At 68.9% G+C, this 13,237-nt stretch carries 8 protein-coding genes and 1 pseudogene; 3 read left to right on the forward strand and 6 right to left on the reverse strand.

Translation table 11 applies throughout. The features are described 5' to 3' along the window. From JNW91_RS32110 to acs, 5 genes and pseudogenes are all read right to left on the reverse strand, one after another. Positions 1-183, reverse strand: a pseudogene (locus JNW91_RS32110) (hypothetical protein); the annotation flags it as partial. Positions 184-292: 109 nt separating this feature from the next. Beyond that, positions 293-2,734 (reverse strand): immune inhibitor A domain-containing protein, encoded by a 2,442-nt coding sequence (locus JNW91_RS10135; RefSeq protein WP_203174648.1) that lies wholly within the window; start codon positions 2,732-2,734, stop codon positions 293-295. A 344-nt stretch (positions 2,735-3,078) separates the two neighbouring features. Then, a complete protein-coding gene (locus JNW91_RS33110; protein WP_255545071.1) occupies positions 3,079-3,810 on the reverse strand; it encodes an immune inhibitor A in 732 nt (243 codons plus the stop codon). Continuing rightward, a complete protein-coding gene (locus tag JNW91_RS10140; RefSeq protein ID WP_255545068.1) occupies positions 3,768-5,873 on the reverse strand; it encodes an immune inhibitor A domain-containing protein in 2,106 nt (701 codons plus the stop codon). The genes JNW91_RS33110 and JNW91_RS10140 overlap by 43 nt, the downstream gene beginning before the upstream one ends. Positions 5,874-6,135: 262 nt before the next feature. After that, positions 6,136-8,100: an acetate--CoA ligase gene (acs, locus tag JNW91_RS10145; protein WP_203174627.1), complete on the reverse strand. Its 1,965-nt coding sequence runs from the start codon at positions 8,098-8,100 to the stop codon at positions 6,136-6,138. 398 nt (positions 8,101-8,498) lie between these two features. Between acs and JNW91_RS10150 the strand changes: the two genes are divergently transcribed. Then, positions 8,499-9,242, forward strand: a complete 744-nt coding sequence (locus JNW91_RS10150) for a Fic family protein (protein WP_203174628.1) — start codon at positions 8,499-8,501, stop codon at positions 9,240-9,242. 137 nt (positions 9,243-9,379) lie between these two features. Here JNW91_RS10150 and JNW91_RS10155 read toward each other — a convergent pair whose 3' ends face one another. Continuing rightward, positions 9,380-10,186, reverse strand: a complete 807-nt coding sequence (locus tag JNW91_RS10155) for an HAD family hydrolase (RefSeq protein WP_203174629.1) — start codon at positions 10,184-10,186, stop codon at positions 9,380-9,382. A 1,357-nt stretch (positions 10,187-11,543) separates the two neighbouring features. Between JNW91_RS10155 and JNW91_RS10160 the strand changes: the two genes are divergently transcribed. Together JNW91_RS10160 and JNW91_RS10165 are read left to right on the forward strand one after the other, a co-directional pair. Beyond that, complete coding sequence (locus tag JNW91_RS10160) at positions 11,544-12,095, forward strand: RNA polymerase sigma factor (protein WP_309244308.1); 552 nt, start codon at positions 11,544-11,546, stop codon at positions 12,093-12,095. Beyond that, on the forward strand, positions 12,095-13,105 hold the full coding sequence (locus JNW91_RS10165) for a CU044_5270 family protein (RefSeq protein ID WP_203174630.1): 1,011 nt from the start codon (positions 12,095-12,097) through the stop codon (positions 13,103-13,105). Before JNW91_RS10160 ends, JNW91_RS10165 begins: the two co-directional genes overlap by 1 nt. Positions 13,106-13,237: the final 132 nt, after the last annotated feature.

Raw genomic sequence — 13,237 nt, forward strand, 5'->3', positions numbered from 1 at the left:
CCCGGGCGGGGGCTTCGGGGGTGTGGTGAAGGGCGCGGCGGGCGCGTCCGGCGTGGAGGCGGCGGAGGCCGAGGGCGCGGTCGTGCGGTCGGCGCCCTGCGGATCGGCGCACGCGGTCAGGGGCAGCAGGAGGAGCGCGGCGAGGCCGGCCGTCGTGCGGGTGGCGCGTGGGGAGAGGGGCACGGTGGTGGGACGTTCCAGCAGGTCGCGCGGTTCCCGTCCCGACCCGGCAAAGGGCGACGCCCGGGCAGTTGACCTGCCCGGGCGTCGCTGGATGGTGCGGGATCACTGGTCAGCTGATCCGGATCTTCATCGAGGTGCCGTCCTGCTCCAGAACCTTGATCTTGACACCGGTCGCGGGGAGCTTGACGCCGTGGTTCGGCAGCTCCTCGTAGAAGTACTTCTTGGTGTCGTCGAACAGCGGCTGCGCAGCCTCGCCGCGGATGTACTGCGGCTGGCTGTTGAGGTGCAGGGTGAACGAGTCGGCCTTCTTGAGGCTGAACGGCGCGTCGTAGACCTGGACGCGGGCCCGCCACGGCTGACCGGTCAGGTTGTAGATCGGCTCCGGGTGCGCGTCGATGTACAGGTTGCGACCCTCACCCGGGTGACCACCCGGGTTGGACGGCGACGCCGGGGCGGTGTTGTTGTCCGACCAGCGGGTGTTCCAGTACGAGATGAGCAGACCCTCCTGGTACGCGTAGTGGTCCACCCAGTCCGGGCGGGTGTTCGCGTAGCCGAAGAAGTACGGGCCGGTCTTCAGGTACTTGTCGTACGAGACGTACGACCGGTTGCCGGCGATGTAGTAGTTGTCGAACAGCCGGGTGTAGGTCGCCCCGACCACCTGGAACTTGTCGAGGGTCCAACCGGCGTCGGTCTCGGCGCCGTCGCTGAACACCGTCTGACCGTCGGCGGTCACGGTGATCGCGTCACCGAAGAAGCCGCCCTCGGAGACACCACCGTCGGTCACGTAGTGCAGGCGAACCTGCGCCACCTTCCCGGCGACCGAGGTCAGCGGGATGTTGATGTCCGCCCAGGCACCGTTGCTGGTGCCGTCGAGGGCCGGGCGGCCCGCGCCGTCCACGCCGATCGGCTGGCCGTTGACCGTGCCGTTCAGGTCGGCCCAGGTCTTGCCGCCGTCCGTCGAGGCCTCGAAGTAGAGGAAGTCGTAGTTGTCCTCGATGCTGTACTTGCCCTTGAGCGACAGCGCCGCCGAGGACTTACCGGTGAGGTCGAACGTCCTCGTCATCTTGCTGTCGAGGTTGTCGTCGTTACCGGAGAAGTACTGCTTCGAACCCTCGAACGGTGCGCCGTAGTTGAAGGTGTACTCCCGCTGGGGCAGGACCACCACGGCGGCCTGTGCCTTCTCCGAGTTGTACTCCTGCGGCCCGAGGTCCACCTTCTTGTCCTGGCCCGCGACCACGACCTTGTAGTCGAGCCAGCCGAGCTGGAGCTTGTTCCAGGCGCCGAGGTCGCCGCCCCGGTCGCCGACGGCCGGGTCGTTCTTGGCGCCGAGCCGGCTCTGGGCCATCAGGGTCCAGTGCTCGTTGTTGTTGTCGGCGGGTCCGTAGTCGTCCGGCAGGCCCAGGTCGTGGCCGTACTCGTGGTAGAAGACGCTGCGGCCACCGTTTTCCGGCTGGATCGTGTAGTCGCGGATCCAGACGCCGGTGTTGCCGATCTGGGTGCCACCGTTGCGGTTGTTCGGCGGGCCCACGGGCGAGCTGTTGAACGCCGACCAGCGGTGACTCCAGATGGCGTCCTCACCCTGCTGAGGGTCACCGTCGGCCTGGTCGCCGCCGGAGTGGACGATCTGGAAGTGGTCGATGTAGCCGTCCGACTCGTTGAAGTCGCCGTCACCGTCGAAGTCGAACCGGTCCCACTGGTCGAACGACTTCATCTCGGTGGCGATCTGCGCGTCCGTCCGGCCCTTGGCCTTCTGGTCGGCGACCCACTGGTTGGCGGCGTCGGCGACCAGGTTCCAGGTGTTCGAGCAGACGTTGTCGGCGCAGACGGCCCGGTCGTCCCGCGGGTCCACCGGCTGGCCGGGCAGCGGGTCGGCGATCGGGTCGTCGGACCGACCGTAGCGAGCCTCGTTGTACTTGACCTTGACCCAGTCGGTCACCTCACCGTCGACCGTGTAGCGACCCGAGGACTGCGCCTCGTAGTACTGCTTCAGCGACTCGTCGCCCGGGTTGGTGCCGAAGTAGATCTGGCGGAAGTGCTCCGGGCTGAAGTCCGGCTGCCAGATCGTGGAGTTGTCCACGGCCCGGTTGGGCTCGGGGATCTTGTTGTGCAGCGGCCCCTGGAAGGTCGTCGGCCCGGCGATGTCCGGGTTCATGTCCTTGTCCGGGTAGGACGGGTGCCGCTCGTCGCCGAACTCCGCCAGGATCACGAAGATCTTGTCGGTCCGCTCGCGCTTGAGCTCGACGTACTGGTCCCGCGTCTCACCGCGGGCGAAGGTCCGGGCGTTGGTGCCCGTGCCGTTCGTCTCGCCGACCTTGACGACCGTGCTGCCGTTGCGCTCGATCGGCTTGCTGCGACCGCTCAGCACGTCGCTGAGGCCCTGTTCACGCAGCTCGCGACGCTTGTCCTCGAGCTTGTCGGGGAGCTCATCCTTCAGCGCCTGCGGTTCGGCAGCGGCCGGTGCCGCTGCCGGCAGTTTGGGCTGAGGAGCCGCCGAGGCGGACGGGCCGAAAGCCAGGCCCGTTGCCGTCAGTGAGAGCCCGATCAGACCCACTGCGACTTTGCGCACGTGGTACCTCCGGTGTGAGGGAACCGGCCCAACGAGGGTGCGGACCGGCGGGAGATCGATCCCACTAGTGGGACCAATGGTGAACATAGACACTGCTGGGACGGGTGGGAAGATGCACGCGTCGATTTGTTGCAAGATTTTGTTGGGGACGCCTTTCGCCGTCACACACCGGCGCTTCATCTGCCAGGCTGGCAAGCGCGGGTCGTACGGGCGCCTTTGCAGCGACCAATTTCGATCAATTTGATCGGGCATACGACAGTGGGGCCGGAGGCGTCTCCGCCACCGGCCCCACCGTTACCGCTGTTGTCAGTTGCCGAACCGCGAAACCGTCACTTCTTCGCCGGGGTGACGAAGATCGTGGCGGACGAGTTGTCCCGCGCGGCCTTCTTGATGGTCAGCGAGACGCCGTAGTTCACGCCCTGGTCGCCCGGATTGCCGGTGCCCAGCACGATCGCGCCGCCGCTGAGCGTCACGCCGTAGAACTCCGGCGCCGGGCTACCGTCCGGGTGGGTGACCCGGGTGGTGTACGGCGCGTTGTTGCGCGACGGCACCACCACGGACGCGTCGTTGTCGCGGGCGTAGGGAGCACCGTCGCGCATCTCGATGCCGGGGTACCAGCCCTTGGCGTCGGTGAAGGACTTCACCGGCGCCTGCGCCTTGAACTTCGTGCAGTACGAGCTGTACGGCTCGTCCGCCGCCTCCAGGCACTCCGTGAAGGGGTACGTCTTCTGCAGCGTGAAGGCCGCGTTCGACGACTGCGGACGGCTGGGCAGGTTGTCCGTCACCGACGGGTCCTTCTCGGCCGCCGTGCCGGTGCGCCGGTACGGGTCGAAGTGCGAGTCCACGATGAGCAACCCACCCTTCGCACCGTAGCTGGGCAGCGCGGTCATCTGCCCGGTGACGTGGTTGACGTCGCCCAACGCGCTGTCCCGGTACCAGACCAGCATGCCCGGCGCGTTGTACGACATCCGGTCGACCTTCCACGCCTCGTGGGAGTAGATCGTGTCGTACGTGTACTTCAGGCCCTTGTCGAAGCCGTCGAAGTTGCGCCACTCCGCCAGGTAGAAGTGCGCGTGGTTTTCGGTGCCGCTGGAAACCGTCCAGCCCGCGCCGGTGGTGTCGACGAACGTGTCGACGGAGGTCGTCCAGCCGTTGGCGCCACCCTCGACGTCATCGCTCCAGGTGGTGGCGCGCCGCCGGTGACCGAGAAGTCGTCGACGAACCAGTTGCGCTCCTGGAACGCCTCGTCGGTGGCCTGGCGCAGCCGCAGCTGCACGGTTGTGCCGGCGTACGCCGACAGGTCGACGTAGTCGTGCCGCCAGCCGTTGGTGCTGCCGGTCAGGCCGTACTTCTTGCCGCCGAAGTCGTTCATCCGGCCGTTCGGGTCCGGGTAGCCGTCGGGCGTGGTGACCACGGCGCCGCCCTCGTCGTACACCTTCTGCTCGGTCCAGGACGCGCCGCCGTCGGTCGACAGTTCGACGAAGCCGTAGTCCCAGTCCTCCTCGATGATGTAGTTGTTCCACATCCAGAACTTCGCGTCCGCGGCCGCCGGCACGTCGACCGAGCGGCTGAGCTTGACGTCGGCCCACTCCTGGTCGTTGTTGCTGTGCCACATCTTCGTGCCGCTGTGCGGCGTGGCCAGCACGGTGACCTTGTCCGGCAGGTCGACCTTGATGCCGTCCTCGGAGTCGATCGGCGTACGCGAGGTCTGCCCGAGCTTCACCTCACGCGGGTTCGACCCGGGGCGGATGGTCAGCGGGTCGGCCCAGCCGAGCACCCACTTGTCCCAGATGCCCATGTGGGTCGGCAGCGCCTGGAAGATCTCGCCCGAGTGCGAGCCCGAGGCCATCAGGTCCCAGAAGTCCACGTCGGAGTCGGCGTTGCCGGAGGTGTCGTAGAGGTCCGGCAGGCCGAGGTCGTGACCGAACTCGTGGGCGAAGACGCCGACGCCGGCGTCCTCCGGCTGCACGATGTAGTTCGACACCTTCAGGTTGGTGCCCGGGATGCTGTAGCCACCCGGGACCGAGGAGGAGTGCGCCCAGACGGCGTACACACCCTCGTCACCGCCGCCGCGCGACTTGCCCTGCCCGGCGTGCACCAGCACGAGGTGGTCGATCACGCCGTCCGGCTCGTAGAGGTTGCCGTCACCGTCGCGGTCGGCCTGGTCCTCGATGTCGTAGTCGGCCCAGGGGAAGCTGGGGTCCTTCGCGGCGAGCGAGTCGATCGCGTCGGTCGCCAGCCGGCCCGCGCCGGCCGGGTTGTCCGGGTGGCCGTTCATCGACTGCTCGCGGCCGGGGACCCAGTTGCCGTCCTCGTCCTGCGTGCAGCGGTTGGCGGCGTACCAGCCCTCCGAGTGCGGCACCGTGATCCACGGGCTGGCCTGCCCGTCCACGGTGTACGCGTTCTTGGACATCTCCAGGTACATGTTGTGCATGGTGCGACCGGAGATGTCGACACCCTTCCGGCCGTCCGGGCCCTTCAGGTCCGTACGGACCCGCTCGGTGATGCCCTTCTTGCTGTAGAGCATCTTGTTGTAGTGCGACGGCGAGAAGTCCGGCACCCACATCGAGTTGTTGTCCTCGTGCGGCAGCGTCGCCGGGTTCGGGATGTTGTTGTGCTTCGGTCCGTTCTGCACGGTGCCCGGCACGCAGGTGCGGTCCTCGAACACCGTCTTCGGGACCATCACGTCCGTGAAGTCGTCGTTCGCCTTGTCGTTGAACTCGACCAGCAGCGTCAACAGCTTCGCCGTCTGCGTGGTCGGCGCCTGCTTGATTTTGCGGGGGTTCTTGCCGGTCTGGATCGACTTGGCTTCGATCTTGGCCAGCTGCTTGGCGGTGACCGGGTTGCCCCGCGCGTGCTTCTGGTCGAACTCGCGCGCGGCGTCCACGGCGGGCGTGTAGACGCCGCCCTTGCCCTTCACCTCGCGGCCGGTGGTGTCCGGCTGCACCTCGGGCTCGGCGTAGTTGATGTAGTACTCGTCGGCGCCGATCACCGCCCGGGGGGTGCCGGATGCCGACTGGGCCGCCGCGCTGCCACTCACGGTCAGTGAGGTGGCCGCGAGGGCGATGGCGGGTAACGCGACGAGTAGTCGTCGACGCGACCCCGGATGGGAGCTTCTGTTCATGCCACTCCGTTCTCGGCATGGGCGGAGGAAGTCGGCCGGTCCCGACGCGCGGTGAGGGCGCGCCGACACCACCCGACGCGCGTGAAACTAAATGAGAAACAAGCCAAACGGCGGGATCGTGATCGATGCGTTATCTGCGCAGGCAGCACGGATAACCCATGTCCGAGATCGGGTGGGAGCGCTTCCGGTCGTACCTCCACAAAAGACGACGGTGGGTGGCGGTCCGTCCGGACCGCCACCCACCGACGGGGTACGCCTGCCGTCAGTCCTCGTCGGACTTCGCGCCGCTCATCCCGGAGGAGATCAGCTCCATCACCGACGAGTCCTGCAACGTGGTCACGTCGCCCAGCGACCGGTTCTCCGCCACGTCCCGCAGCAACCGGCGCATGATCTTGCCTGAGCGGGTCTTCGGCAGCTCCGGCACCAGCATGATCTGCCGCGGCTTGGCGATCGGACCGAGCGTCTTCGACACGTGGTTGCGCAGGTCCGCGATGAGCTGCTCACCCGCCTCGCCGGCGATGTCCGTGCTGCCCCGCGGAATGGCGAACGCGACGATCGCCTGCCCGGTCGTCGGGTCGGTCGCGCCCACCACCGCCGCCTCGGCCACCGACGGATGCGACACCAGCGCCGACTCCACCTCCGTGGTGGAGATGTTGTGCCCGGACACCAACATCACGTCGTCCACCCGGCCGAGCAGCCAGATGTGCCCGTCGTCGTCCTTCTTCGCCCCGTCACCGGCGAAGTACATCCCCTCGAACCGTGACCAGTACGTCTCGATGAACCGGTTGTCGTCACCCCAGATGGTGCGCAGCATCGACGGCCACGGCTCGCGCAGCACCAGGTAACCGCCACCGCCGTTCGGCACCGACTGACCCTGGTCGTCCACCACGTCGGCCACGATGCCCGGCAGCGGGGCCATCGCCGAACCCGGCTTCGCCGCGGTCACCCCGGGCAGCGGCGAGATCATGATGGAGCCCGTCTCGGTCTGCCACCAGGTGTCCACGACGGGCAGCTCACCCCGACCGACGTGCTGCCGATACCACATCCACGCCTCCGGGTTGATCGGCTCACCGACGCTGCCCAGCAGACGCAGCGACGACAGGTCGAAGCCGGCCGGAATGTCCTCGCCCCACTTCATCATTGTCCGGATCAGGGTGGGAGCGGTGTAGAGGATGCTCACCCCGTACCTGTCGACGATCTCCCAGAACCGACCCTTGTGGGGAGTGTCCGGGGTGCCCTCGTACATCACCTGGGTGGCGCCGTTGGAGAGCGGGCCGTACACGATGTAGGAGTGCCCGGTGACCCAGCCGATGTCGGCGGTGCACCAGTAGACGTCCGTCTCCGGCTTCAGGTCGAAGACCGCGTGCGTCGTGTACGACGCCTGCGTGAGGTAGCCGCCGGTGGTGTGCAGGATGCCCTTCGGCCGGGCCGTCGTGCCGCTGGTGTACAGGATGAACAGCGGGTGCTCGGCGTCGAACGGCTGCGCGGTGTGCTCCGCCGACGCGGTCTCCACCGTCTCGTGCCACCAGAGGTCCTTCTCCGACCAGGCAACCTCCTCACCGGTGCGGCGAACCACCAGCACGTGCTCCACGGACGGGCAGTTCGCCACCGCCTCGTCCACGGTCGGCTTCAACGCCGACGGCTTGCCCCGTCGGTAACCACCGTCCGCCGTGATCACGACCTTGGCGCTGGCGTCCTGGATCCGGTTGCTCAGCGAGTCGGCGGAGAACCCGCCGAAGACCACACTGTGCGCCGCGCCGATCCGGGCACACGCCAGCATCGCCACCGCCGCCTCGGGAATCATCGGCAGGTAGATCGCCACCCGGTCGCCTGCGGTGACCCCCAGGTCGGTCAACGCGTTCGCCGCCCGGCAGGTCAGCTCGTGCAGGTCCGCGTACGTGATGGTCCGGGTGTCACCCGGCTCGCCCTCCCAGTGGATCGCGACCTTGTCGCCGCGGCCCGCCTCGACGTGCCGGTCCAGGCAGTTGTACGCCACGTTGAGCTGCCCACCGACGAACCACTTCGCGAACGGCGGGTTCGACCAGTCGAGCACCTCGTCCCACTTCTTCGACCACGCCAGCCGGTCGGCCTGCTTCGCCCAGAACGCGAGCCGGTCGGCATCGGCCTCGGCGTACGCGTCGACGGTGACGTTCGCGTGCGCGGCGAGCTCGGCCGGCGGGGGGAACTGGCGCGTCTCGTTCAGCAGATTGGCCAATGCCTCGCTCATGCCGTGACTCCTCGTCCTCAGGGTGACCTGCGTCTCGTGGGCACGAGGGTAGTCGTGGGCTTCCCGGCCGGCGACCGCCGCCCACTCCGTCGCGCCGAGTGGCCACCGCCACGCGCTCGACGGCCCGTCCCGCCCCGATCGCCCGTCCCGCCCGCTGTGCCCCGATCGCCCGTCGCGCCTTGATCGCCCGTCGCGCCTTGATCGACGCGGGTTCGGCGAAATCGCGGTATCCGGGTCGGTGGGACACACCGACGTCGCCGAACTCGTGTTGACCTTGCCGCGACGGTGCCGGCTGACCGGGTCCCCGCCGAGCGGGACGCCGGGCCGGACCGGTGGTCCGGGTCGCGCTGCCGCCGGGTGCGGCCCATCACGCCGGATCGGGTCGCTAGCGTGGCGGGGTGACCACCGATCCGCTCGCCCCGCTGCTCGCGCTCGCCGACATCACCGCCGCCGTCGAGCAGGCCCGCGAGCGCTTCGACCGGGCGCTCGGGCACCGTGCGCTACGCCGCAACGGCGGCCAGGTCGCGGCCGAGGTCAGCCTGCGCTCCGCGGTGGCCAGCGCCGCTCTCGAAGGGGCCGTGCACGAGCGTGAGGAGGTCCGGGCGGGCACCGTCACCGATCCGGTGCTCCAGGGGGCGCTGCGGGTCGCCGGGGCGCTGCCCGGGCTGAGCGAACTGTGGCCCAAGGCCCCCCGGCAGGCCCTCGCCAAGCTGCACGTACTCGCCGCCCGCGACCTCGTGCCGGAGGCCGAGCTGGGCCGTCCGGTGGCCGACCCGGTGGTCGCCGCCCGGCTGGACGGGCTCGCCGGCCTGGTGGCCGGCGGCACGAAGGTCTCCCCGCTGGTGCTCGCCGCCGTCGTGCACGGGGAACTGCTGAACCTGCGCCCGTTCGCCGGCCCGTCCGGCGTGGTGGCCCGCGGTGCCGCCCGCCTGGTGCTGCTCTCCAGCGGCCTCGACCCGCGCGGCCTGCTCGGCGTCGACGTCGGTCACCGCGAGCGGGAACCGGAGTACGTCGGCTCCGCCGGCGCGTTCGCCACCGGCACCCCCGACGGGTTGCGCTCCTGGCTGCGCCATTACATGGCAGCCGTCGAGGTCGGCACCGACCAGCTAACCGCCATCGGCGAAGAAATCCTCGCCGCCTGAACGGTGCCCGCCGCCCGAGGCGGCGCCCGCCCGCCGCCGAAAGCGTCGATCATGGAGTTGTGGTGGCTGACAAAAGGCGCGAAACCGGTGAAGGTGCCCACCACAATTCCATGATCGACCCGAGGGGGTGTGGGGCGTCAGGCTGTTGTTGTGGTGGCGCGGGTGCGACGGTGGCGGCCGTACCAGGCGATACCGATTGCCACGCCCACACCGACGCCCAGTGCCGCTGCGGCCACCGGGACGGCGGGCCGCTCCCGCAGCCGGCGGCCCAGCGGGATCGGGTGCCGAAACTCCAGCACCGGCCACGCGTTCTCCGAGGCCAGCTTGCGTAGCTGCCGATCCGGGTTGACCACGCTCGGGTGCCCCACGCACTCCAGCAGCGGGCGATCACTGTACGAGTCGGAGTAGGCGTACGAGTCGGCCAGGTCGTAGTCCCGGGCGGCGGCCAACTCGGTGACCGCCTCGACCTTGCTCGGACCTGCCGCGTAGAACTCGACCTCGCCGCTGTACCGGCCGTCGCGCACCGTCATGCGCGTGGCGATCACGTCGGTCACCCCGAGCAGCTCGCCGATCGGCCGGACCATCTCCTCGCCGGACGCGGAGACCAGCACGACGTCCCGACCGGCAGCCTGGTGCTCCTCGATCAGGGCGGCGGCCTCGGCGTACACGTAAGGGTTGATCAGCTCGTGCAGTGTCTCCGCGACGATCTGGCGGACCTGCTCCACCTGCCAGCCCTTGCAGAGCGCAGCCAGGTAGTCCCGTGTTCGGGCCATGGTCTGCTCGTCGGTGCCGCCCAGCCGGAACATCAGCTGCGCGTACGCCGACTTGACCACGTCACGCCGGGTGATCAGCCCGTCCCGGTAGAACGGCCGACCGAACGCCAGGGCGCTCGACTTGGCGATGACGGTCTTGTCCAGATCGAAGAAAGCGGCACTTCGGCCCACGGCGCGAAAGTCTAGCCGGATGGTCTATCGTCGGCGGGTGCCCGGGGTCACGCCACCCCTCAGACCTGCGGGCCGGCACCGCCATCTCCGCTCCGCGTGATCACGCTCACACTGCGCGAGGATATTTTCGCAGTGAGTGGAGACGGCACCACTCGACGTGACGGGCCCGCTCAGGCAGACTTGTCGGTACGACGAGCTTTCACATCCTCGAAAACTGACAGACCCTCGGCGGTTGCACCCCCCGTGACCGCTGAGTGGTTCGGCTCGACCCCCCCGGAGCCGAACCTTCGACGACCCCCGTCTCCCCCCGACGGGGGTCGTCCCTTTTCCGTGGGAGCGCGCCACCGCAGGCCACAGCTCGCTGTTCCGCCCGTCGCCGCCGATGGTCCGCGCCCGGGGCCAGCGGAGCAGGCCGGGCGGTGGCCCGCTCGCCAGGGGGCGGGTCGACGGCGCGGGGTGTCGAGACGGCACGCGCCTGCGCTATTCAGCTTCCGGCTGTTGCCAGGTGATGCCGAATACGCACTCGGCATCACCTGGCGACTTTGCCGGGATCGTGGCCCACACCCCTCGACCTCTACCGGAGCATCGGGATGGTCGGCGGGATCCGGACTTCTGATCGGGCCTACTGATTGAGAACCGCCGACTGGCCTGGCCTAGACGTCCCGCACGAGCCGCACGCAGCTGTAGGCGACATACCCGAAACATCCCAGGCAGTCTGGGTGGACCTGGATCCACTTGTTGCCTCCACCGCAGGCCGTGTAGGAGCCGCCAGAGACATTGGAGCAGGCTGAGGGGGCCCAGGTGCCGGAGCGGAGGATCCCATCGGTCGGGTGGTTCGTGCCTGCGCCCAGGCGGATGTTGATGTTGCCCATGCCGGCCTTGGGCGTTACCGAACAGGACGCTGCGGCCTGTTGAGCGGATCCGCTCGGTGCGGCGGCGTGCCCCGGCGAGGCCATCGCCAACAGGATTGTTGCGATGACCAGGACGACGGTTGTCGACCGCTTGATCCCCGTTAGGACGTGCATGCCTTTCCCCTTCGAGTTGTGATCGCGAATTTTCCCGGATTGACATCGTCTCATCTCGATACAACGCGGCATTAGGTAAATGTCACATCCGCGACAAGGGGTAGTTTTTGGCAGATCAATTTATTGTCGATCATTAGCCTGGCGGGCCCCGACGGCGACTCCCGGATGTGTCATGAAAGATGCGCGTCTTATGGGCGCAGCGCGCAGGACGCACGAGCGGGGCCAGGCTGCCAGGCAACAAGAAGGCGGCGCGAGAGCGGTTCCGCGCGGTAATCCTCGGTCCCGTCTCGACACAAGCCAGGGTGAGAGTCGCCGAGGCAATGGGGGTTCGGGTGGGTCCACCGGAGAAGCGGGACGAGGACTGGTTCACCAGTCTCTACGCCGCCGAGTACGCGCACATCGTGAGGTACGGCCTGCGTCGACTCGCTGACGGCGATGCCTCGGCGGAGCTCGCCCAGGAGGTGTTCGTCGTCGCCTGGCGGCGCCGCCGCGAGGTGCCGGACCGCAGCCTGCCCTGGCTGTACGGGGTGGCCCGGCGCCTGCTGGCGAACCAGTGGCGGTCCCGACGTGCCGCCCCGGACGTCCTGCCGATCACCGACGCCGACCTGGCGCGGGTGGCGCACCCGTCCGGTGCCGACTCCACCGTGGGGGTCGCCGACGTCCGGGCGGCCCTGGCGACCCTCAACGACGTGGATCAGGAGATCCTCCGGCTGATCGGTTGGGAGGAGCTGACGGTCTCCGAGGCGGCCCAGGTACTCGGCTGTACCCGCGCGACGGCGGCGGTGCGTCTGCATCGTGCCCGCCGCCGCCTCACCGAAGCGATGTCAGACCAGCCTGTCCGGCCCCAGCGTCCGGTGTTGGCGAGCATGCGAGAGGACCTGTGATGTTCGGAGCAGAGCGAACCCGAACCCTCCTCGGCCCGGTCGACCCGGCCCGGGACACCGCCGTGGCGCCACCCCTGGTTTCTGCGCGCGACCTGATCGACCGTGCCGGCACCGCGGGGTTGGCCGCCGGTCGTCGCCGCGTACGCCCGACCCGTCGGCTGGTCCTGACGGCCGGGACGTTGGCGGTCGCGGCCGGCGCCGTGGCGGTCTTCCAGCCGATCGACGGGGTCAACCCGGAGACGGGGGACCTGCACGAGGCCGCGCAAGGATCGGTGCTCGTGCCGGTCGCGTACCAGTTCGGCTCGGACGCGCCGGCGGCCGGCCCGCACCTGCGCGCCCTCGCCGGCAAGCTCGTCGACGCGGAGTACGACAACCGGGGCGGTCGCTACATGTATCACCACACCAAGCTGTGGGGCGACCCGGTGATGACCTCCGACGACGGCCGCTTTCACGTCGCCTTCGCCGACGAGACCAGGACCTGGCGAGCCGCCGACGGGACCGGGAACCAGACCAGCGTTCAACTGGAACCGCAGTACCCGGACCAGGAGTCCCGGGACTACTGGCGACGCAATCTCAGGAAAGGCCCCGTGGTCGGCGGGACCCCCGCACCCGCCACCATTCCGCTGCCGCCCGTGGAACTCACGCCACCGCGTGCTGATCGGTCGCAGTTACGCGAACTGTTGAAGACCGGGTACGGCGCGGGCGCGGTGAGCAAGGAGGTCAGCAGGATCTACGGGGACTTCGTGGTGCCGCGGCGGACTCGCGGCGAGATCCTGCGGGTCCTCGCCGACGTTCCCGGCTTCCGCTGGCGAGGGCAGGTGACCGACCGCGTTGGACGCAAGGGTGTCGCGGTCACCTTCGACGACCGCGAGCACGACGCGCAGTCTCTGCTGATCTTCGATCCACAGACGGGTGGGCTGCTCGCCCACGAGCAGTTGACGCTCGCACCCGTGCGGATGAGCTCGTACCAGGTGATCCTCGATACCGCCTGGACCGACCGGCTCGGCTGACCGCCGACAGCGGGGCCGCTCCCTCGGGAGCGGCCCCGCTGCGTTCCAGGCCGGCCGGAGCGTCGTCCGACATGCTCCGCGCATAGCAGATCAACTGTCCCGGCGGGCGTTGTCCACAGCCCGCGAAGTTGT

Origin of the sequence: Micromonospora parastrephiae (assembly GCF_016802865.1) — a bacterium.
Taxonomy (GTDB): Bacteria; Actinomycetota; Actinomycetes; order Mycobacteriales; family Micromonosporaceae; genus Micromonospora; species Micromonospora parastrephiae.

Excerpts from the sequence above, each read along its gene's own strand:
- acs (WP_203174627.1), bottom strand. The coding sequence starts at position 8,100 with ATGAGCGAGGCATTGGCCAATCTGCTGAACGAGACGCGCCAGTTCCCC.
- JNW91_RS10165 (WP_203174630.1), top strand. The coding sequence starts at position 12,095 with ATGTTCGGAGCAGAGCGAACCCGAACCCTCCTCGGCCCGGTCGACCCG.
- JNW91_RS10140 (WP_255545068.1), bottom strand. The coding sequence starts at position 5,873 with ATGAACAGAAGCTCCCATCCGGGGTCGCGTCGACGACTACTCGTCGCG.